At 66.8% G+C, this 21837-nt stretch carries 15 protein-coding genes and 1 tRNA gene; all 16 read left to right on the top strand.

The annotated features are described in order from the left end of the window. Positions 1-350 precede the first annotated feature (350 nt). Positions 351-2756 (top strand): DNA polymerase III subunit gamma/tau, encoded by a 2406-nt coding sequence (dnaX, locus tag DXV50_RS08270; protein ID WP_117205742.1) that lies wholly within the window; start codon positions 351-353, stop codon positions 2754-2756. A gap of 52 nt (positions 2757-2808) precedes the next feature. Beyond that, on the top strand, positions 2809-3144 hold the full coding sequence (locus DXV50_RS08265) for a YbaB/EbfC family nucleoid-associated protein (protein WP_174233353.1): 336 nt from the start codon (positions 2809-2811) through the stop codon (positions 3142-3144). 1 nt (position 3145) lies between these two features. Next, positions 3146-3754, top strand: a complete 609-nt coding sequence (recR, locus tag DXV50_RS08260; RefSeq protein WP_117205741.1) for a recombination mediator RecR — start codon at positions 3146-3148, stop codon at positions 3752-3754. 37 nt (positions 3755-3791) lie between these two features. Next, positions 3792-4628 (top strand): hypothetical protein, encoded by an 837-nt coding sequence (locus DXV50_RS08255; RefSeq protein ID WP_117205740.1) that lies wholly within the window; start codon positions 3792-3794, stop codon positions 4626-4628. 137 nt (positions 4629-4765) lie between these two features. Then, positions 4766-4842: transfer RNA gene (locus DXV50_RS08250), tRNA-Asp, on the top strand. 247 nt (positions 4843-5089) lie between these two features. Next, positions 5090-5782 carry an HAD family hydrolase gene (locus tag DXV50_RS08245; RefSeq protein WP_117205739.1) on the top strand — a complete coding sequence of 231 codons (693 nt, stop codon included), beginning with the start codon at positions 5090-5092 and terminating at the stop codon, positions 5780-5782. 4 nt (positions 5783-5786) lie between these two features. Beyond that, positions 5787-6299 (top strand): RrF2 family transcriptional regulator, encoded by a 513-nt coding sequence (locus DXV50_RS08240; protein WP_117205738.1) that lies wholly within the window; start codon positions 5787-5789, stop codon positions 6297-6299. Further along, positions 6292-7248: an HhH-GPD family protein gene (locus DXV50_RS08235; RefSeq protein WP_117205737.1), complete on the top strand. Its 957-nt coding sequence runs from the start codon at positions 6292-6294 to the stop codon at positions 7246-7248. The genes DXV50_RS08240 and DXV50_RS08235 overlap by 8 nt, the downstream gene beginning before the upstream one ends. A gap of 75 nt (positions 7249-7323) precedes the next feature. Next, positions 7324-7869, top strand: a complete 546-nt coding sequence (gene rbr / locus DXV50_RS08230; protein ID WP_117205736.1) for a rubrerythrin — start codon at positions 7324-7326, stop codon at positions 7867-7869. A gap of 388 nt (positions 7870-8257) precedes the next feature. Beyond that, positions 8258-9577, top strand: a complete 1320-nt coding sequence (locus DXV50_RS08225; RefSeq protein WP_117205735.1) for an O-acetylhomoserine aminocarboxypropyltransferase/cysteine synthase family protein — start codon at positions 8258-8260, stop codon at positions 9575-9577. A gap of 404 nt (positions 9578-9981) precedes the next feature. Beyond that, positions 9982-12123, top strand: a complete 2142-nt coding sequence (gene glgB / locus DXV50_RS08220) for a 1,4-alpha-glucan branching protein GlgB (protein WP_117205734.1) — start codon at positions 9982-9984, stop codon at positions 12121-12123. A 71-nt stretch (positions 12124-12194) separates the two neighbouring features. Then, the gene (locus DXV50_RS08215) at positions 12195-14642 is read left to right on the top strand and encodes a glycogen/starch/alpha-glucan phosphorylase (protein WP_117205733.1); all 2448 of its coding nucleotides are present in this window, start codon (positions 12195-12197) and stop codon (positions 14640-14642) included. A gap of 65 nt (positions 14643-14707) precedes the next feature. Then, complete coding sequence (locus tag DXV50_RS08210) at positions 14708-15856, top strand: glucose-1-phosphate adenylyltransferase (protein ID WP_117205732.1); 1149 nt, start codon at positions 14708-14710, stop codon at positions 15854-15856. Positions 15857-15858: 2 nt separating this feature from the next. After that, on the top strand, positions 15859-16953 hold the full coding sequence (gene glgD, locus DXV50_RS08205) for a glucose-1-phosphate adenylyltransferase subunit GlgD (RefSeq protein ID WP_117205731.1): 1095 nt from the start codon (positions 15859-15861) through the stop codon (positions 16951-16953). Between the two features lie 18 nt (positions 16954-16971). After that, positions 16972-18471: a glycogen synthase GlgA gene (gene glgA / locus DXV50_RS08200; RefSeq protein WP_117205730.1), complete on the top strand. Its 1500-nt coding sequence runs from the start codon at positions 16972-16974 to the stop codon at positions 18469-18471. Between the two features lie 5 nt (positions 18472-18476). Further along, positions 18477-21776, top strand: a complete 3300-nt coding sequence (locus DXV50_RS08195; RefSeq protein WP_117205729.1) for a 4-alpha-glucanotransferase — start codon at positions 18477-18479, stop codon at positions 21774-21776. Positions 21777-21837: the final 61 nt, after the last annotated feature.

Genomic DNA, 21837 nt, shown 5'->3' with positions numbered 1-21837 from the left:
AAAGCAATGAATATTTCGGGCGGGAAACCGCAGGTGGGCGTTGGTTGGGATGCATAACTTTCGCGACGGGCGTCACCGCTCCCCGGAAAGGCGCTCGCACGAAGCCCACTTCTGCACCGGCCTTGCCCAAACTACTCACACGAAGCTGCGTTCTGCACTAAGTTTGGGGCCTTGACGACGTCCCGCGCACTCCGCGAGTCCGCACGAAAGCGAATTGCCATTGATTTACGTTCCCCCGCGCGCCTTTGCGCTGCCACCCGCCGGCCTCGTGCGGCCTGCGTGGACGTTCCCGCCTGCCGCGCGCCCGCGGGTATACTGGTTCTCCAGCAGACAGACCGCCTGGAGGCCGCATGGAATCGCTCTACACAAAGTACCGCCCGCAGACGTTTGAGCAGGTAGTTGGTCAGAAGCACGTCGTGGAGACGCTCAAGCGCGCCGTCGTCGAGGGCCGTACCAGCCACGCCTACCTCTTCTGCGGCCCGCGCGGCACGGGCAAGACTACCATGGCGCGCCTGCTCGCCAAGGCCCTCATGTGCGAGAAAGGCCCCGGCCAGCTTCCGGACGGCACCTGCGACCAGTGCCGCCTCATCGCCGCCGGCGAGCACCCGGACGTGGCCGAGCTGGACGCCGCCTCCCGCACTGGCGTGGACAACGTCCGCGAGGAGATCCTCTCCCGCGTGAACTACGCGCCGACCATGGGCCGCTGCAAGGTCTACATCATCGACGAGGTCCACATGCTGACCCCGGCGGCCTTCAACGCCCTGCTCAAGACCCTCGAGGAGCCGCCCGAGCACGTGGTGTTCATCATGTGCACCACCGATCCGCAGAAGATCCTCGCGACCATCCTCTCGCGCGTGCAGCGCTTTGACTTCCACAGCATCGGCAACGACGAGATGCAGGCCCACCTTGCCTACGTCTGCGGCGAGGAGGGCTTCACCTACGACGACGCGGCCCTCGAGCTGGTCGTTCGCCACGCCCGCGGCGGCATGCGAGACGCTCTGACCTCCCTGGAGCAGCTCTCGGTCTTTGGCAACGGCAATATCTCCGTGGCAGCGGCCCAGGACTTCCTCGGCGAGGTCTCCGGCTCGGTCCTCGGTGGCGTGGTCAACGCTCTGGCCAAGCGAGACGTGCCTGCCCTCTTCGGCGAGGTCGAGAAGCTCATGAGCTCCGGCCGCGACCTCCTGCAGTTCACCAAGGAGCTCGCCGCCCGCATGAGGGACGTCTACGTCGTGGCGGCCGTGCCCTGCGCGACCGACGTGGTCAGCGCCCGCGGCGCGGACTTTGAGGCCCTACGCTCCGAGGCCGCCGCCTTCGGCTCCGTAGACCGGCTCTCCCGCATCCTCACCGTCCTGGGCGACGCCTCCAGCGAGATGAGAACCGCAACCAACCAGCGCCTGGTCTTGGAGATCGCCTTCACCCGCATTGCCCGCCCCGAGGCCGACCTCACCCTCGACGCCCTCGCCGACCGCGTGGCCTACCTCGAGCACGAGCTGGAGACCCTGAAGAAGAGCGGCCTGCCCGTGGCGGCCCCCTCCCAGCCCGCGCCAACCCCCCAGGTCAACCAAGGCACCCCCGCGACCGCCCCGGCGACGGCTCCGAGCGCACCTGCTCCTGCGGCGCCCGTCCAGCCTGCCGCAGTCCCGCAGGCGGTAGCCCCGCAGCCGGCCGCACCCGCTGCGATCTCCGTTGCCGACAGGCCTCTGGGGGCTTCCCCCAGCGCGAGTCGCGCAGCGAGCGGAGCGCGTAGCGCGGAGCGCCGAGCGGCTGGGGGAAGCCCCCAGAGGCCGGCAAGCGCGAGCGCGCCTGCCGCCGCACCCGCCCGTCCGGCCATGACCGACCCCGCGGAGCTGCAGCGCACCTGGAAGCGCGTCGTCGACAACCTGGTGCACGAGGCGCCGTCCAAGGGCTCGCTCCTCATGAGCTCCAGTCCGGTCTCTGACGATGGCGAGAAGCTCGTGGTCTCGCTGCCCAAGGGCTCGCGCTTTGCAGCGAAGATGCTCGAGCGCGCCGACGTCCGCGAGACCGTGGACGGCTGCGTTCGCGTGGCATTTGGCTATCGCCAGCTGGTCTTTGTTGAGTCCAGCATGGCAAACAAGACCATTGCCAACGCCGACCGCGCCGCCGCGGCTCCTGCGCCCCGTCCGGCCGCTCCCGCCCCGGCTCCGGCGCCCGCTCCGCCCGCACCCAGGCCCGCTTCCGCCCAGGCCCCGGCCCCCGCGGCACCCCAGCCTGCCGCCCCGACCTACGACGCCCCCTGGGACGACGTGCCCCCCTACACCGACAATGACGCCGCCGCGTATGCCCCCGAGGACGCCGGGCAGCCCGCGTCCCCCACGGCCCCGCCTGCGGTCTCGGGCATGCCGGTAGCTGCGGCCCCGCAACCCGTCAGCTCCGCCGGAGGGACTTCCCTCGGCGCGAGTCGCGAAGCGAGCGAGGCGCGTAGCGCCGAGCGCCGAGCAGCTGAGGGAAGTCCCTCCGGCGGAGCGTCGGCCGCGACGCCCGCGCCCTTCTCGCCGTCCGATCAGCCCGAGCCCGCAGCCGGCGTCGTGGAGGACGTGAGCTCCCACCCGGAGTTCTCGGACATTGCCTCCATGCTCACCGAGGCGTTTGGCGCGCCGCTGTCCATAAGCGTCGAGCCCGCGGTGACCACCTCTGATGATGACGCGGCGGCCGAGCTCTCCTATGATGACAACGGCGCGGACGAGGACCCCGGCTTTGCCGACGAGCCCGAAGACGACGCTGACGCGGAAGACTAGCAACCAGCCGGCCAGCCACGCGGCCGGTCAAAAAGACGAAAGGAACCACGCCATGTCCAAGGGATTCAACATGGGCGGCATGAACCGCAACCAGATGATGCAGCAGGCCCGAAAGATGCAGGAGCAGCTGCTCGCGGCCCAGCAGAAGGCTGCCGAGACTGAGGTCAGCTCCACCGCGGGCGGCGGCGCCGTCAAGGTCACCGCCGCGGGAGACATGCGCATCAAGTCCCTCACCATCGACCCGTCCGCCATCGACCCGGACGACGTTGAGATGCTCCAGGACATGATCCTGGCCGCCGTCAACGACGCCCTGGACTCCGCCGAGACCATGGCTGGCCAGCAGATGAGCGCCGTGACCGGCGGTCTCAACATCCCGGGGCTCTTCTAGGATGAGCCCCTCCCCAAACGACGGGCGTGCGCTCCAGCGGCTGCTGGACGAGCTGGGCAGGCTGCCGGGCATTGGCCCCAAGTCTGCCCAGCGCATTGCGTACTACCTGCTTGAGGCCGATGCCGAGGAGGCCCGCCGCCTGGTGCAGGCCATCCTCGAGGTCAAGCAGCAGGTCCACTTCTGCCCCGTCTGCTTCAGCTACGCCACGCGCGAGACGTGCGACGTCTGCTCGGACTCCTCGCGCGACCGCGCCTCCATCTGCGTGGTCTCCGAGCCGCGCGACGTGCAGGCCATTGAGCGCACGGGCAGCTACCATGGCCTCTATCACGTGCTGGGCGGCGTCATCAGCCCCATGGACAAGATCGGCCCCGAGCAGCTCCACGTCCGCGAGCTGCTCCAGCGCCTGGCGGACGGCGAGGTCAAGGAGGTCATTCTGGCCACCAACCCCGACGTCGAGGGAGAGACCACCGCAACGTACCTCTCGCGCGTCATCCGGCCCCTCGGCGTGCGCGTGACCAGGCTCGCCAGTGGCCTACCCGTTGGCGGAGACCTGGAGTACGCTGACGAGGTGACCCTCGGCCGCGCCATCGAGGCCCGCCGCGAGGTCTAGCCCGGCCAAGACCGGCGAGAGAGAAGGAAGTTCCATCATGGCAATCAACCAGTTTGGCAGGCACGGCGCGCCCTCACACGCGGCGCACTCCGCGGCCGGGCGCCCGTCGGCCGGCCACGCGCCCAGCGCGGCGGACGGCCAGCGCCTGACCACCATCCACGCCGGCCAGGGCGCTCGCATTACCACCAGGGAGAACGCCTCCGAGGCGGCCGACGCCGCCCGCGCAAACGCGCAGAGGCGCTTTGCCAAGCGCCACTCCTCGCCGCAGCTCACCGCCGTGGCCAACGGCGCCCGCCGCGACGGCGGCAGCCACGCGTCGCACGCTGCCGAGGGCCCGGAGCGCACGGGCAAGAACATCCTCAAGGTCGTCCTGCTGGCCATTGGCGTCCTGCTGGTTGTTGCCCTGCTGGTCAGGCTCATCACCGGCCTTCTGACCGGCGGCCAGGAGTCCGACCGGCAGCAGGCGGCCCGCCCGGACGCCGAGCCCACGCAGGCCGAGCAGATTGCCAACGAGCAGCAGCAGGTCGAGGTCTCGGTGGGGGAGAGCGTCACCTTCCAAGGCCAGTCCTTCTCCATCTCGCAGGACGGCGGCACGTACTCCGTCACGCGCGACGGCGCCGTGGTCTTCAACCTCGAGGGTACGCCCACCGGCCTGGTGCTCTACAACGGCTCCCTCGTGGTGCCTGAGAATCGCGACGGCGGCTGGGACGTGGTGAGCTACATGATCGCGGACGGCTCCGTGCCGGCCTACGTAATGGGTGCCGACGGCAACGCGGCCGGTGGCTCCGGAGACATCCAGAGCGCCACGCTGGACGGTAGCGCGCTCAAGGTGACGGACTCCACGGGCGCCACCACGAGCGTGGCGCTGGGCTAGCGGGAAGTTGTTCTTACCGCTTTTAGGCTGTTTACCTGCGGCTTTTGAAGATGCTTCTGACAGCGGAAACTTTTTTTAAAAAAGTACTGGACAAGGGTACCCGGTCTTTGGCAATATATCTCTTGCGCAAGGCGCACGGGGTGTTAGCTCAGCTGGTTAGAGCGCCGGCCTGTCACGTCGGAGGTCGAGGGTTCGAGTCCCTTACATCCCGCCATTGCACAGTTTGAGGCTCCCAGAAATGGGAGCCTTTTTCTTTGCCGCGACGTCCTTCTCGCTGCCTGTCCCGCCGTTTGCATGTGACTTTGGTCGCTGGCCGTTGCCTCACCGTCCACAAGCACATGCAAAGTGCGGCCGGTCCGTCAACTCGTGCCGCCGAGAAGAACGCCCTCCCACGCAGCGCGGTATGATAAGAACGTTTGGGCTTCGGCACGAGGCATCACCCTCAAGAGACAAGGTCGGGCATGCAGCAGGCCACCGATATGACACCGCGCAAGGTCGCCATCTTTGACTTCGACGGCACCATCGTCGACGGCCAGTCCGGTGCGCTGTTCACCACCTACCTGCTGCGCCACGGCATCATGAGGCTCCCGCGCGCCCTCCACCTGGGCTGGTGGGGCCTGCGCTACAAGCTGCACCTGCCGTATCGCCAGAGCGAGGCTCGCGAGCTGGTCTTTGGCGCCCTGGCCGACCTTGACCCCTCCACGGTGGATGAGGTCATGCACCGCTTCCACGACGAGGTCCTCCTGCCTCGCTACCGCCGCCAGGCCCGCGAGGAGGTCGACCGTCGCCGTGAGGAGGGCTGCGTGACCCTGCTGGTCTCGGCCACGTTCAAGGCCATGGCCGACGTGGCCGCCCGCACGCTTGGCATGGACGCCGCCGTGGCCACCCTGATGGAGAAGGACGCCCAGGGCCGCTACACCGGCCGCGTCCAGGGAGACGTCATTGCCGGCCCGCAGAAGTACGCCGCGGCCTCCGCGTGGTGCGACAAGAACCTCGGCCAGGGAGCCTGGGAGCTCGCCTACGCCTACGGCGACCACCACAGCGACGTGGACCTGCTGTCCCGCGCCAAGGAGGCCTTTGCCGTCTGCCCCGGCTCCACGCTGCGCCCCATTGCCAAGAAGCGTGGCTGGCAAATCCTGGACTGGGACGAATAGCCGTATGGAGATAGCCCGAAAGACGGACTACGCGCTGCGCATGCTTGCAACGCTGGCCACGGACCCCGCAGGCGTGGTCTCCGTCCGCGAGGTCGCCCGCGCCAACGGCGTGCCCTACTCCTTTGCCCGCTCCATCCAGCATGACCTGGCCCTGGCTGGCATCGTGGAGAATAGCCGCGGAGCCAACGGGGGCATGCGCTTGGCCGTTGACCCGCGCGAGGTCACGCTCCTGCGCCTGCTGGAGGCCGTCCAGGGCCCGCTCGCCCTCTGCGGCTGTGACGCTGCCGGTGCGGACGGCGGCCCCTGCGAGCGCCGCGGCGCCTGCGGCTTCAACCCCATCTGGTGCAACGCTGAGGCCATGCTGCGCTCCTTCTTTGGCTCCGTCACGCTGTGGCAGGTGGTGGAGGAGGGCTGCGTCCCGCGGTTCACTGGTGGCTTCGAGCTGCTCCGCCCGCAGGAGGGCAGCACCGTCCCGGGTGCCGCCGGTGCCCCCGACGAGAAGGACTCCCATGCCTGACGCCACTCCCACTGCGCCCACGCCCGAGGAGCTTCTCGCCTTCCGCGCCACCGTGAGGGAGCGCGGTCGCGAGCTCTACCGCGACCTGCCCTGGCGGCGCACGCGCGATCCGTACGCCATCTGGATCTCTGAGGTCATGCTGCAGCAGACGCAGGTCAGCCGCGTGGACGACCGCTGGCAGCGCTGGCTGGAGCGCTTTCCCACCCCGGCCGCGCTGGCCGCCGCCGAGCCCGCCGACGTCCTGGACGAGTGGCAGGGCCTGGGCTACAACCGTCGTGCCCTGGCGGTGCACCGTGCCGCGCAGGCCGTCTGCGAGGCCGGCGGCCAGATGCCCGTGGCCGAGCGCGACCTCGTGGCCCTGCCCGGCATAGGACCTGCCACGGCAGCCGGCATCCGCGCGTTTGCCTTCAACCTCCACGGCGTCTACCTGGAGACCAACGTCCGCACCGTCCTTCTCCACGAGCTCCTCGCCGACCGCGACGGCGTGACTGACCGCGAGCTCTCCGCCCTGGCCGACCTCACCTGCCCGCCCGACGGAGTTGACAAAGGGACAGTCCCTTTGTCAACTTTTGACGTTGCCGACGCCATTGCCGGCGCCTCTGCCGAGCAGCCCGACGACCCCCGCACCTGGTACTACGCCATGCTGGACTACGGCGCCTACCTCAAGCGGACCGTCCCCAACCCGTCGCGGCGCGCCAAGGCCCACGCGCGACAGTCGCGCTTTGAGGGGTCGCACCGCCAGAAGCGCGCCGAGATGGTCCGCCTCCTGCTGACCCACCGCGCGGACCCGGCCGGGGGCGCGCCCGAGGACGCGCTGGCCAAAGAGCTCTCGCAGTTGGAGCAAAAAGCGGGTAGAACAGCCATAGGCGCCAAGGACGCCCGCGCGTTGCTGCTTGAGCTTGCCGCAGAGGGGTTCTGCCGGCAGGAGGGCGGCATCTGGCGGGCCTAGCCCGGCGCTTCGGCGGCCGACCGGCCGTCGCCCGCGTCCTCCCGCCAACCGGGAGGCAAGAGAAGAGGAGAGGCCATGTCCGTCGATTTTGAGAGCTCACAGACCAAGAAGAACCTCGAGGCCGCCTTTGCCGGCGAGTCCCAGGCAACCAACAAGTACTCCTACTACGCCTCCAAGGCCAAGAAGGAGGGCTACGAGCAGATCTCTGCCATCTTTGCCGAGACCTCCGGCAACGAGCGCGAGCACGCCAAGATGTGGTTCAAGTACCTGCACGACGGCGGCGTGCCCGACACGCTGACCAACCTGCGCGACGCCGCGGCCGGCGAGAACTACGAGTGGACCGACATGTACGCCGGCTTTGCCGCCACCGCCCGCGAGGAGGGCTTCGACGAGATCGCCACCAAGTTCGCCTTGGTGGGAGAGGTCGAGAAGCACCACGAGGAGCGCTATCTCAAGCTGGCCGAGCGCGTGGAGAAGGGCGAGGTCTTCTCGCGCGAGGGCGTCAAGGTCTGGAAGTGCCGCAACTGCGGCCACCTGCACGTCGGCCCCGAGGCACCCGAGGTCTGCCCCGTCTGCAACCACCCCAAGTCCTACTTCGAGCAGCAGGCCGTCAACTACTAGGGCCGCTGCCCCAACCGCCTGACCAGCGTGCCGCCGGCGAGAAGCTCTTGCCGGCGGCACGCTCTTCTCGCCAACGCACGCCGCGGGCGTTAACAAACGCGTTACGCAATGAGGGTTGGCAATCTCCTATCGGGCTGCTAGGATTCAGAGCCATGAAGAAGAAGCATGTATATAACGCGCTCATCTGCATGGGGTTGTTCATGCGCAAGCCCGAGGTCGCTTAGACCCGGGCGCCTCCAGTCATGCGCCGCTCTGACCTCGGGCGTTAAGCCTTCTTCCAGCTAGCCTGACTAAAATCATCAAACCAAAAATGACTGCTCGTGGACAGACTGTCCGCGTGGCTTTGTCGTGCGCCGCAAGGGCGCCCAGCAACAAAGGAGAAACCATCATGCCGTTCCAGCTTGATTCCACCTTCGCCCAGGACCCCGCCAAGCACTTTGATACCCTCCAGATTCACGCCGGCCTGACGCCTGACCCTACGACCGGCGCGGCCGCCCTGCCCATCTATGCCTCCGCCGCCTTCCAGTTTGACTCCGCCGAGGACGGCGCCGCCAAGTTTGCCCTGGCCAAGCCCGGCAACATCTACGGCCGCCTGACCAACACCACCACCGACGCCGTGGCCGCCCGCGTGGCCGCCATCGAGGGCGGCACGGGCGCCGTCGCCGTCGCCTCCGGCCACGCCGCGGAGATCCTGGCCCTGACCAACATCGTGGGCGCCGGTGACCACATCGTCGCCTCCGACTCCCTGTACGGCGGCACCTGGAACATCTTCCTGCACACCCTCGGTGACCTGGGCGTCGAGACCACCTTCGTCGAGAACAACGACATCGACGCCTTCGTGGCCGCCACCAAGGAGAACACCAAGCTCTGGTACGTCGAGACCATCGGCAACCCGCTGGTTGACGTCGCCGACGTGCCCGCCATCGTGGCGGCCGCCAACTCCCTGAAGGAGCCGGTGCCGGTCTTCGTCGACAACACCTTTGCCACCCCGTACCTCTACCGTCCGGCCGAGGACGGCGCCGCGGTGGTCATCGAGTCCCTGACCAAGTGGATCGGCGGCCACGGCGCCACGCTCGGCGGCGCCGTCGTGGACACCGGCAAGTTCGACTGGAAGAAGACTCCGGGCAAGTTCCCCACCATCACCGAGCCTGACCCCTCCTACCACGGCGCCATCTTCGCCGACGCCGCTCCCGCCGCGCCCTTCTCCACACGCGTCCTGGCCAACAAGCTGCGTGACTTTGGCCCCACGCTCTCCCCGTACGCCGCCCAGCTCATCGGCATCGGCATTGAGACGCTGTCCCTGCGCGTCCAGCGCCACTGCGACAACGCCCTGGCCGTGGCCAAGTTCCTCGAGAGCCACCCCAAGGTCAGCTGGGTGCGCTACTCCGGCCTGGAGAACGACCCGAGCCACGAGACCGCGTCCCGCATCCTCAAGAACGGCTTCGGTGGCGTCGTCGTCTTCGGCGTCAAGGGCGGCCGGGACGCCGGCCTGAAGGTCGTCGACAACGTGAAGCTCTTCACGCACCTGGCCAACGTGGGTGACGCCAAGTCCCTCATCATCCACCCCGCCTCCACCACGCACTCCCAGCTCACGGCCGAGCAGCTCAAGGCCGCCCACCTCTCCGAGGACCTCATCCGCCTCTCCGTGGGCATCGAGAACGCCGACGACATCATCGCCGACCTCGACCAGGCCCTCGCCCAGGCGTAGGCCTTCCGGCTCCGGCCACGCCCTTCTCGCCCGCCGCGACTCACGGCGAGAAGTGCCCGCCGCAGGCACCAAAACCCACAAGGCCCGCGTGCTCCCTTTCGGCACGCGGGCCTTCTTTTGACGTTTTGGGTTCGGAGATTCGGGCTCCTCGCTTCGCCCGAATCTTCAAACCCAAAACGCGCAAGAGGCCCCATGGGAGGCCTCCCGCAAGAACTCGCCCGCTCACACCGTCCCGCGCCCAACAGGCACCGTTCATCGAAATGCGTTTAAATGAACCGCAGGTCAAAGGCTCGTTACCTTCTCTTGACCCAATTGTGTGTTCAAGCTGTGAAGATAGGTGGTACAACTAAATACGCTTCCTATTCACTGTCGCGCCGTCTCGGCGGCTTGGCGGAAGGGTAAGAATGACCACCATCTCTGACAGCACGCTCTACCTGAGCAACGACGACCTGTACCTCCTCGGCACAGGCGAGTGGTACCGCAGCTACGAGAAGCTCGGCAGCCACCCCGCCACGGACGCCTCCGGCCAGGACGGCTACCACTTTGCCGTCTGGGCCCCCGACGTGCGCTCCGTCGCCGTCATCGGCGAGTTCAACAACTGGGACGAGAACGCCAATCACCTCTCCTGCACCGCCACCGGCGGCGTCTGGCAGGGCTTCGTTCCCGGCGTTGTCGCAGGTCAGCTTTACAAGTACGTCATAGAGACCGCCGCGGGCGAGCGCCTCTACAAGGCAGACCCCTACGCGTTCTTCTCGGAGCTGCCTCCGGGAACTGCCTCCCGCACGGCGGATCTCGCCGGCTACAAGTGGGCAGACGCCGCCTGGATGCGCGCCCGCTCCAAGCGCAACATGTTCAAGAGCCCGCTCAACATCTTTGAGGTGCATCTGGGCAGCTGGAAGCGCCACGGCGACGAGCCGCAGGGCGAGCCCCGCGAGGACGGCACCTGGCCCGGTCCCGGCGACCCCTTCCCCGCACAGCGCGGCACCTTCTACACCTACGACGACCTCTCCGTGGAGCTCGTGGACTACGTCCGCGAGATGGGCTACTCCCACATCGAGGTCCTGCCCCTCTCCGAGCACCCGTTTGACGGCTCCTGGGGCTACCAGCCCACCGGGTACTTTTCGCCCACGTCGCGCTACGGCAACCCGCGGCAGCTCATGCACTTCATCGACGCCTGCCACGAGGCCGGCATCGGCGTGATCATGGACTGGGTGCCCGGCGGCTTCTGCGCGGACGCCCACGGCCTGGCCACCTTCAACGGCCAGATGCTCTACGAGCACGAGATCCACCCCAACTGGGGCACCCACAAGTTCGACTTCAGCAGGGGAGAAGTGCGCAGCTTCCTGGTCTCCAACGCCCTGTACTGGGTTGAGGCCTACCACATCGACGGCATCCGCATGGACGGCGTCAGCTCCATGCTGTACATGAACTTCGGCATCGACGACCCGGGCCAGAAGCGCTTCAACAAGAACGGCACCGAGGAGGACCTGGACGCGTCCGCCTTCATCCGCCAGACCAACCTGGAGATGGGTCGGCTCCACCCCGACGTCATGATGATCGCCGAGGAGTCCACGGCCTGGCCGCTGGTGACCTACCCGCCCAAGGACGGCGGCCTGGGCTTCCACTTCAAGTGGGACATGGGCTGGATGAACGACACCCTGCACTACATGCAGACCGACTTCCCGTGGCGCCCGGGCAACCACCGCATGCTGACCTTCTCCACCATGTACCAGTTCAACGAGAACTTCGTGCTGCCGCTTAGCCACGACGAGGTGGTCAACGGCAAGTGCTCGCTGATTACGCGCATGCCGGGAGACACCTGGCGCCAGTTTGCGGGCCTGCGCGCCCTGGCGCTCTACCAGATGACGCACGCCGGCGGCAAGCTCAACTTCATGGGCAACGAGATCGGCCAGTTCATCGAGTGGCGCTACTACGAGGGCATCGAGTACTTCCTCACGGAGCAGTTCGAGACCCACCGCAGGCAGCAGGCGTTCATCGCCGCGCTCAACGCCGTCTACAACGAGCAGCCCGCCCTGTGGCAGCGCGCCTTTGAGGGCTCTGGCTTTGAGTGGATCGACGCCGACAACGCCGACCAGTCCATCATCAGCTTCGTCCGCCACGGCGACAAGCCCAAGGATGACCTGGTCATCCTCATCAACATGGACGTCAACGCACGCGAGGACTTCCGTATGGGCGTGCCCGAGTGGTGCACCTACGGCGAGGTCTTCAACTCCGACGAGGAGCGCTTCGGTGGCTCCGGCGTGGTGAACGAGGGTCGGCTCAAGTGCGAGGACGTGCCCTGGAACGGTCGCGAGCAGTCTATCGTCGTGCGCGTCCCGCCGCTGGGCGGCGCCATCTTCAAGCGCGTCGCGGCCCAGCGCAAGCCGGCCAGCAAGACGGCCGCCGCAGCCGCCAAGCCCGCGGCGCCCGGCGAGAAGCCCGCGCCCGCACCAGGCGCCACCGCCACGGCGGCGCCTGGTGCCAAGCCCGCCGCGCGCAGGCAGACAAAGCCGAGGCCCCACAAGAAGGGTCGCGGCAAGAAGTAGGTCACTCGGCCGGCGGGACCGCTCTTCTCGCCGGCCCCTGATAGCAATTGGAACCAAACCGGGGGAACCACATGGAGAACAACGACAAGATCTTTGAGACCAAGCTGGACTTCATCAACCAGTACAGGGAGGCCTGCCTTCTTGAGCTGGGCAAGGACTTTGAGGAGTGCTCCGACAACGAGCGCTACTTCGTCCTGGCAAAGCTCGTGGCTTCCAAGTCTCGTGCCATCCAGGCAACCTCTCACGCAAAGGACGCCAAGAAGGTCTACTACTTCTCGCTCGAGTTCCTTCTTGGCCCCCTTCTTGACAACTACCTCATCAACCTGGGCGTTCGCGACCTCGTTGAGGAGGGCATGGCCTCCCTCGGCATGAGCCTCGACGAGCTCTGCCAGCAGGAGGTCGACCCGGGCCTGGGCAACGGCGGCCTGGGCCGCCTGGCCGCGTGCTTCCTCGACTCCATGGCCCACGAGGGCATCGCGGGCTACGGCAACGGCATGCGCTACCGCTACGGCCTCTTCCGCCAGTACATCGAGGGCGGCCGCCAGGTGGAGCGTACCGACAACTGGCTTGCCAACGGCTTCCCCTGGGAGACCCGCAAGGACGCCAGCGCCGTCGAGATCCGCTTCGGCGCGCAGGTCGTCCGCCACGAGGACGAGACCGGCAAGTTCTGGTTCACCCAGGAGGGTGGCGAGGTCGTCCGTGCCGTGCCCTACGACGTGCCCATCGTCGGCTTTGGCGGTAAGACCGTGAACAAGCTGCGCCTCTGGAGCGCCGAGCCCGCCACCGAGGACTTTGACCTGGACGCCTTCAACGCCGGCGACTACGCCAAGGCCAACAAGTTCCGCTCCGACGTGGAGGCCATCTCCACCATCCTGTACCCCAACGACGCGGGCGAGCACGGCCGCATCCTGCGCCTTAAGCAGGAGTACCTGTTTGTTTCCGCCGGCCTGCAGACCATCCTGGGCACCTACGAGAAGGACTTCGGCCCCGACTGGGAGCACCTGGGAGACCATGTCTGCGTCCACACCAACGACACCCACCCCGCCATGTGCGGCCCGGAGCTCATGCGCCTTCTCGTCGACGAGAAGGGCGTGGACTTTGACCAGGCCTTCGAGATCGCCAAGAAGACCGTCTCGTTTACCAACCACACAGTCATGCCCGAGGCGCTTGAGAAGTGGCCCATCAACACCTTCCGCGCCCTGCTGCCGCGCCTGTACATGTTCATTGAGGAGATCGACCGCCGCTACCGCGATGGCCTGTCCGAGAAGCTCTCCCCGGAGGACGGCTCCTGGACCGACGTCCTGCGCAACACCGCCATCCTGTGGGACGGCCAGGTGCGCATGGCCAACCTGTCCATCATCTTCAGCCACTCCATCAACGGCGTCTCGGCGCTGCACTCCGACATCCTGAAGCGCGACACCTTCAAGGAGTTCTACAAGCTCTATCCCGAGATGTTCAACAACAAGACCAACGGCGTCACGCACCGCAGGTTCCTGCGCGAGGCCAACCCGGCCTACTCCCAGCTCATCACCGACGCCATCGGCACCGGCTGGCTGGACGACGCCAACGAGCTCGAGAAGCTCGTCCCCTTCGAGGAGGACGCGAGCTTCCTGGACGCCATGGAGCAGGCCAAGCGCGCCGACAAGGAGCGTCTCGCCGCCTACGTCCAGAAGGTCTCCGGCACCAAGCTCAACACCGATATGGTCTTCGACGTGCAGGTCAAGCGCTTCCACGCCTACAAGCGCCAGCTGCTGTCCGTCTTCAAGATCTTGGACCTGCGCAACCGCATCCTGGACGACCCGTCCTTCTCGCCGCGCCCGACGGCATTCATCTTCTCGGGCAAGGCCGCCCAGAGCTATACCTTTGCCAAGGAGGTCATCCGCCTCATCAACTCCCTGGCGGACGCCATCAACAATGACCCGCGCGTGAACGACAAGATCCAGGTTGCCTTCGTGCCCAACTTTGCCGTCTCCAACGCGCAGTACATCTACTCCGCGGCAGAGATCTCCGAGCAGATCTCTCTGGCCGGCACCGAGGCCTCGGGCACGTCCAACATGAAGCTCATGATGAACGGTGCCCTCACCCTGGGCACCCTTGACGGCTCCAACGTGGAGATCTCCGAGCTCGTCGGCCCGCAGAACATCAAGATCTTTGGCCTGCACGCCGACGAGGTGGAGGCCATCCAGCGCGAGGGCCGCTACTACGCCTGGGACATGTACAACGCCGACCGCGCCCGCCTTGGCCGCATCGTGGACCAGCTCACCGACGGCACGCTGGCGCGCCTCTCCGGAAACTTCGAGAGCGTCCGCGACCACCTCATGGTGGAGAACGACCCGTACCTGATCATGAAGGACTTCTACGCCTACGTCCAGGCGTGGGAGGAGCTCACGGGCGGCTACGCGGACCGTCGCGCCTGGAACAAGAGCGCCCTGCACAATACCGCCAAGGCCGGATTCTTCTCCAGTGACAGAACCATCAGGGAATACATGTCCGACATCTGGCACATTGAGGGCAAGTAGACACGCAAAGAAGGCGCCGGGGGCTTCCCGGCCTCCGGCGCCAGTTGTTTGAAAGGAGTGGGGGTATGAGCAAGAAGGAGTGCATCGCCATGCTGCTCGCCGGAGGTCAGGGCAGCAGGTTGGGTGCGCTGACCAGCAACGTGGCGAAGCCGGCCGTCTCTTTTGGCGGCAAGTTCCGCATCATCGACTTCGCGCTTTCCAACTGCGCGAACTCCGGGGTCACGACGGTGGGCGTCCTCACGCAGTACCGTCCGTACCTGCTGCACAACTACATCGGCACCGGTGGCGCCTGGAACCTCGACGACCGCGAGGGCGGCGTCTCCATCCTGCCGCCCTACGCCACCCAGACCGGCGGCGCCTGGTACGAGGGCACGGCCGACGCCGTGACCCAGAACCTGGGCTACATCGAGCAGAACGACCCCGAGTACGTGCTCATCCTCTCCGGCGACCAGCTCTATCGCATGGACTACGCCGACATGCTGGCCACGCACAAGAAGAACGACGCCGACCTCACCATCGCGGTCATGCCCGTGCCCTGGGAGGAGGCCTCCCGCTTTGGCATCATCACGGCGGACGGCACCGGCCGCATCACCAAGTTCACCGAGAAGCCCAAGCAGCCGGACTCCAACCTCGCGTCCATGGGCATCTACATCTTCAGCACGGACCTGCTGGTCCGCGCGCTGAAGGAGGACGCCGTCGACCAGACCTCCGAGCACGACTTTGGCAAGAACGTCATCCCCAAGCTCCTGGCCGAGGACAAGCGCCTCTTCACCTACGAGTTCAACGGCTTCTGGCGTGACGTCGGCACCATCTCCAGCTACCACGAGACGAGCATGGACCTCCTCGGCCCCAACCCGGACTTTGACATCTACAGCAAGGAGTTCCCCATCATGAGCAACTCCTCGATGCGCCCGCCCGCGTACGTGGGCAAGGACGGCGACATCGACGACTGCCTGGTGTCCAACGGCTGCAAGATCCTGGGTCGCGCCAAGCACTCCATCCTCTCGACCGACTGCTACATCGGCGAGCGCGCCACCGTGGAGGACTCCGTCCTTCTCCCCGGCGCGAGGGTCAAGGCCGGCGCCCACGTGGTGCGCGCCATCCTTGGCGAGAACTCCGTGGTGGAGGAGAACGTCAACCTCGGCAGCGTCGACACGACGAAGGACACGGCCGTCATCGGCAACGATGTCGTCGTTGGTAGGGGGGAGAACTAACAATGGAGAAGGTCATCGGCCTCGTCACCTGCAACTACTCCGCCAAGGAGTCCGGCCCGCTCTCCGCGAGCCGCCCCGTGGCGTCCATGCCGTTCCTCGGTCGCTACCGCCTCGTTGACTTTGCGCTCTCCAACCTGGTCAACTGCGGCATCCGCACCGTCGGCATGGTCATGCCCTACAACTACCGCTCGCTCATCGACCACGTGGGCTCCGGCAAGGAATGGGACCTGGACCGCAAGAACGGCGGCCTCTTCGTCCTGCCCGGAAGCGCCTTCGGCACTTCTCGCACCGGCGCCCGCTTCCTGCTGCGTGACCTCGTGCACAACAAGGTCTTCTTCACCCGCAGCACGGCCGACGCGGTCATCCTGACCTCGGCAAACTTCGTCTACAACATTGACCTGAACGAGGTCTACGCCGCCCACAAGGAGTCCGGTGCCGACGTGACCGTGGTCACGCGCTCCGCCTGCGGCACCTTTGACGACGCCGTTCGCTTTGACGTGGAGAACGGCCGCGTGAAGGGCGTCCACAACGGCGTCAAGTTCGGCGAGTGCATGTTCCTGGACTGCTTTGTCATCAGCCGCAAGCTGCTGCTCGACATGTTCGAGTGGTACGCCCCCACGGACTACCTGGACATCTTCGAGGCCATGGCGGGCGACTTCGGCCGCATCAACGTCCAGACCTTCGAGTTCAAGGGTTACGTGGCGCCCATCTTCACCAAGCGCGACTACTACAAGTCCAACATGGCCATGCTCGACATGGACGTCCAGGACGACCTCTTCCCGGAGGAGCGCTCCATCAAGACCAAGGCGCACGACACGCCTCCCGCCAAGAACGAGGTGGGCTCGCGCGTCACCAACTCCCGCGTGTCCTCCGGCTGCCGCATCTACGGCAACGTGAGCGACTCCATCCTAGGCCGCGACGTCATCGTCGAGCCTGGCGCCACCGTCCGTTCCGCCATCATCATGCAGGGCTGCGTCATCAAGACGGGTGCCCGCGTAGAGAACGCCATCGTGGACCGCAACAACGTCGTCTCCGCAGGTACGGAGCTTCGCGGCACCCCCGAGGACGTCCTCGTCAAGGAGAAGCCCAGCGAGTAGGTCGAAAGAGAACACACCATGTCTACTAACGCAAAGCGCAGGAAGATGAGGGTGCTGTTCGCGTCCTCCGAGGCCGTCCCGTTTGCCAAGACGGGCGGCCTCGGGGACGTCGCCGGCTCGCTTCCCCGCGCCCTCAAGCACGCGGGCGCCAAGGCTGCCGTCATCCTGCCCAAGTACTCCACCATCCCGCAGGAGTACCAGGACCGCATGAAGCACGTGGCCGACTTCTACGTGCCCCTCGCCTGGAGAAACGACTACTGCGGCATCGAGAAGCTCACCCTGCAGGGACTGGACTTCTACTTCGTCGACAACGAGTCCTACTTCAAGCGCGACTCGCTCTACGGATACTTTGACGACGGCGAGCGCTTTGCGTTCTTTGCCAAGGCCGTGTGCGAGGCCATCGCCAGGGTGCCCGAGCTGGAGTGCGACGTCCTGCACTGCAACGACTGGCAGACGGCCCTGTGCCCGGTCTTCCTGCGCGAGTTCTACCGCGAGGTGCCGGCCTGCAACAACGTCAAGTGCGTCTTCACCGTGCACAACGTCAAGTTCCAGGGCCAGTACGGCGACAAGATGCTCCAGGACGTCCTGGGCGTGGACGACATCCCCGCCGCCCGCGACCAGCTGCGCTGCGACGCGGACTCCATCAACTTCATGAAGGGCGCGCTCTGCTACTCCGACTGGCTCACCACCGTGAGCCCGAGCTATGCCTGCGAACTGCAGATGCCCTTCTTCGGCGAGGGGCTCGACGGCATCTTCCGCCGCCGCAGCAACATCCTCTCCGGCATCCTGAACGGCATCGACCAGGGCATCTGGAACCCCGCGACAGACTCCATGATCCCCAGGAACTTCTCGCCCAAGGACATGAGCGGCAAGGCCGAGTGCAAGCGTGCCCTGCAGGAGGAGCTGGGCCTGGCCCAGGACCCCACCCGCCCGCTCGTGGTCTCCATCGGGCGCCTCACCAACCAGAAGGGCCTGGGCCTGGTGCGCTACGCCATGGACGGCCTCATGGCCCGCGGCGTGCAGGTGGCCGTGCTGGGCACCGGCGACGCTGACCAGGAGGAGGCGTTCAGCTACTTCAGCAACAAGTACGGCAGCCAGATGTGCGCGCGCATCGCGTTTGACAACGCGCTTTCGCACCGCATGTACGCCGGCGGTGACCTGCTGCTCATGCCGTCCGAGTTTGAGCCGTGCGGCCTCTCGCAGATGATCGCCATGCGCTACGGCACCCTGCCCGTGGTGCGCGAGACTGGCGGCCTGCGCGACTCCGTCCAGCCGTACAACAAGTTCACCGGCGAGGGCACCGGCTTCAGCTTTGCCAACATGAACGCCGACGAGATGGCAGACACCCTGCTGGGCGCTTGCGAGATCTTCTGGACCGACCAGAGGGCCTGGTCCCGGCTGCAGCAGCAGGCCATGGCCGCCGACTTCAGCTGGCGCCGCGCCGCAAACGACTACATGGACATCTACCACCGTCTTCACCCGGAGATCATCCGCTACAACAAGAGAAGAGACAGGTAAGAGACTTGAGAGCTTGTCACGTAACCTCAAGATCGGAGTACAGAAGTCCCTTCGGTGCCGTCCAGCTGGGCGGCACCGTCGTACTGGGCATAGACGTCTGGGGAGAGGACGCCGTGGGCGTCACCCTGCGCGTCTGGACCGACGAGCGGGGAGAAGAGCTTCTCCCCATGGAGGGGGCCTGCGAGGGCGACTACGTCCACTACTCCGTGAGCTACACGCCGGCGCAGACGGGCGTGGTCTGGTACAGCTTTGACCTGGCCGCGTCCGACGGCGCCACCTGGCGCTACGGCGCCCGCGAGGGCTGGACCACCGGCGAGGGAGACTTTGCCTACGGCAACCCGCCCTCCTTCCAGCTGACCGTCTACGTCCCACGCCAGACCCAGCCAGACTGGTACAAGAACGGCATTGTCTACCAGGTCTTTCCCGACCGCTTTGCCCGTGGGGCGGACTGGCGCGAGCGTGCCGAGAAGGCGCTGGCCGCCCACCGCGAGGGCCCTGCGCGCGTGCTGGTGGAGGACTGGGACACGCCGCCCACCTACCGCAAGAGCGAGGACGGGGACATTCTGGAGTGGGACTTCTACGGCGGCACCCTGCGTGGCGTCCGCGAGAAGCTCGACTACCTGGCAGACCTCGGCGTGACCGTGATCTACCTCAACCCCATCTTTGAGGCGGCCAGCAACCACCGCTACGACACGGCCGACTACCTGCGCATTGACCCCATGCTGGGTGACGAGGAGGAGTTCTGCGCCCTGGCCCGCGAGGCCGCTGAGCGCGGCATCTCCATCATGCTGGACGGCGTCTTCAACCACTGCGGCCAGGACTCCCGCTACTTCAACCGCTACGGCAACTATCCCGAGCCGGGTGCCTGGCAGGGCGACGAGTCTCCCTACCGCGACTGGTTCTTCTTCAACGAGGACGGCACCTATGACGGCTGGTGGGGCAACCCCGACCTTCCCGACGTAAACGAGAAGAACCCGGAGTACCACGAGCTCATCTGCGGACAGGACGGCGTGGTGCGCAAGTGGCTGCGCGCCGGCGCCCGCGGCTGGCGCCTGGACGTTGCCGACGAGCTCTCCGACGGCTTCATCGAGGACATCAAGGCCGCAATGGTTGCCGAGCGCCCGGACGGCGCACTCGTGGGCGAGGTCTGGGAGGACGCCTCCAACAAGATGGCCTACGGCAAGCTGCGCCAGTACTTTGAGGGCACCGAGCTCGACGGCACCATGAACTACCCGCTGCGCACGGCGCTGCTGGCCTTCGTGCGCAACCAGATCGGCGCGCCGGAGATGGCTGCACGCCTGGAGCAGTTGCGCGAGAACTACCCGCGCGACGCGTTCTTCTCCTGCCTCAACCTTCTGGGCAGCCATGACCGCGAGCGCCTCTTCACCATGCTGGGAGACGCGCCCGACCCCGACACCCTGCCCGAGGAGGAGTGCGCGGCGTTCCGCCTGGACGAGGGTCACGCCAGCCTTGCCATGAGCCGCCTGTGGCTCACGGTGCTGCTGCAGATGACGCTTCCGGGCGTGCCCTGCATCTACTATGGCGACGAGCGCGGCATGGAGGGCTTCCGAGACCCGTACAACCGCGCGGCCTTCCCCTGGGACGGCGGCCGCATGGACTGCGCCACGGTCTTCCGCAACGCCATCGCCGTGAGAAAGGCCCTGCCGGTCCTGACCGCGGGTGACTTCGAGCCCTTTGCCGACGGCGAGGACGTCTTTGGCTTCTGGCGCCGCGGCGAGGACGGCGAGTGCGTCTGCGTGCTTGCCAACGCCAGCCTACACGACGCCCACACCGTGCGCGTCCCCATGGCCGGCGAGGCCGTGCTCGACGTGGTGAGCGGCGCTGCCCCCGCCGTGGTGGACGGCTGCGCCGAGGCCTTCCTCTGGCCTTTGGGCACCGCCGTGCTGCACTTCCACAAGCAGCGCCGCCTGCAGGAGCCGCTCGAGCCCGGCATGGGCGTGCTCTGCCACGTGACCTCGCTTCCCAACGAGGGCAGGCCCGGCACGCTGGGCGCCCCGGCCCGCCGCTTCGTGGACTGGCTCGCCGAGTGCGGCCAGACCTACTGGCAGGTCCTGCCGGTCAACCCGGCCGACGGCTACGGCTCTCCCTACGCCGGACTCGCCGCCTTCGCGGGCAACACCTGCCTTCTGGAGAAGGACCCCGCCGACGTCCTGGCAGAGCTCAAGGACGCTGACGACGACCCTGACTACCAGGCGTTTCTCGAGAAGAACAAGTACTGGCTCACGCCCTATGCCACCTTCCGCGCCATCAAGGACCTCCTGGGGGAGGGCCCGTGGCAGGAGTGGCCCGACGCCTACGCGCGCTTCTCGCCTGGGCTGGCGCGGCGAGTGGAGCTGGCCGACGGGGTTGACCGCCACCGCAAGCTGCAGTACGAGTTCCAGCGCGAGTGGGACGAGCTGCGCGCCTACGCCAACGGGCGCGGCGTCAAGATAGTGGGCGACATGCCCATGTACGTCTCCGGCGACTCCGCCGACGTCTGGGCCGAGCGCGACATCTTCGAGCTTGACGAGAAGGGCTATGCCCAGGTCCAGGCCGGGTGCCCGGGTGACGGCTTTGACCCGGAGGGCCAGCTCTGGGGCAACCCCACCTACCGCTGGGACGTCCTTGCGGCCCGTGGCTACGACTGGTGGCTCGCCCGCCTGGAGCGCGCCATGGAGACCTACGACTACGTGCGCCTTGACCACTTCATCGGCTTCAGCTCGTACTACAAGATCGCCAAGGGCAAGCCCGCCCGCGAGGGGTCCTTCTCGTTTGGGCCGGGCCTTGACCTGTTCCGTGCCGCGTACCAGAAGCTGGGCCCCCTGCCCTTCATAGCCGAGGACCTGGGCGTCATCACGCCTGCCGTGCGCGCCCTCATTGCCGAGACTGGCATTCCGGGCATGGACATCGTGCAGTTCAGCGATGGCGACGTGCGCGAGGGCTACGAGCCCAAGCCGGGCACGGTGACCTTCACGGGCACGCACGACAACCAGACCCTCCTGGGCTTCTGCCAGAGCCGCTTTGGCCTGGAGGGAGACGAGGCCGCCCAGATGGCAGACCGCATTGCCGCCAGCGTCCTGGGCAGCAAGAACGACGTGGCCATCATGCCGCTCCAGGATGTCCTTGGCCTGGACGACGCGGCCCGCATGAACGTGCCGGGCGTGGCCGAGGGCAACTGGAGCTGGCAGGCGGCGTGGGAGGACGTCGTCGCGGCAACGGGGCGCCTCACGCAGATGGCGCAGGCCTCCGGGAGATTCCGCGAGGTCGGCGCCCAGGCGTTGCGCGGGGGTACCTTCGCGCCCTAACCTAGGGCAGTTGAGAGTATTTGGCGCCTCGGCGCCACGAGGCAAGCAAGCAAAGCTCGTT

The sequence above is a fragment of the Paratractidigestivibacter faecalis genome, assembly GCF_003416765.1.
GTDB classification, from domain to species: Bacteria; Actinomycetota; Coriobacteriia; order Coriobacteriales; family Atopobiaceae; genus Paratractidigestivibacter; species Paratractidigestivibacter faecalis.
The sequence above is the reverse complement of the archived record's forward strand: the minus strand, read 5'-3'. Positions and strand labels throughout refer to the sequence as shown.

Coding starts and splice junctions, on each gene's coding strand:
- dnaX (WP_117205742.1), top strand. CDS start 351: ATGGAATCGCTCTACACAAAGTACCGCCCGCAGACGTTTGAGCAGGTA.
- DXV50_RS08265 (WP_174233353.1), top strand. CDS start 2,809: ATGTCCAAGGGATTCAACATGGGCGGCATGAACCGCAACCAGATGATG.
- recR (WP_117205741.1), top strand. CDS start 3,146: ATGAGCCCCTCCCCAAACGACGGGCGTGCGCTCCAGCGGCTGCTGGAC.
- DXV50_RS08255 (WP_117205740.1), top strand. CDS start 3,792: ATGGCAATCAACCAGTTTGGCAGGCACGGCGCGCCCTCACACGCGGCG.
- DXV50_RS08245 (WP_117205739.1), top strand. CDS start 5,090: ATGCAGCAGGCCACCGATATGACACCGCGCAAGGTCGCCATCTTTGAC.
- DXV50_RS08240 (WP_117205738.1), top strand. CDS start 5,787: ATGGAGATAGCCCGAAAGACGGACTACGCGCTGCGCATGCTTGCAACG.
- DXV50_RS08235 (WP_117205737.1), top strand. CDS start 6,292: ATGCCTGACGCCACTCCCACTGCGCCCACGCCCGAGGAGCTTCTCGCC.
- rbr (WP_117205736.1), top strand. CDS start 7,324: ATGTCCGTCGATTTTGAGAGCTCACAGACCAAGAAGAACCTCGAGGCC.
- DXV50_RS08225 (WP_117205735.1), top strand. CDS start 8,258: ATGCCGTTCCAGCTTGATTCCACCTTCGCCCAGGACCCCGCCAAGCAC.
- glgB (WP_117205734.1), top strand. CDS start 9,982: ATGACCACCATCTCTGACAGCACGCTCTACCTGAGCAACGACGACCTG.
- DXV50_RS08215 (WP_117205733.1), top strand. CDS start 12,195: ATGGAGAACAACGACAAGATCTTTGAGACCAAGCTGGACTTCATCAAC.
- DXV50_RS08210 (WP_117205732.1), top strand. CDS start 14,708: ATGAGCAAGAAGGAGTGCATCGCCATGCTGCTCGCCGGAGGTCAGGGC.
- glgD (WP_117205731.1), top strand. CDS start 15,859: ATGGAGAAGGTCATCGGCCTCGTCACCTGCAACTACTCCGCCAAGGAG.
- glgA (WP_117205730.1), top strand. CDS start 16,972: ATGTCTACTAACGCAAAGCGCAGGAAGATGAGGGTGCTGTTCGCGTCC.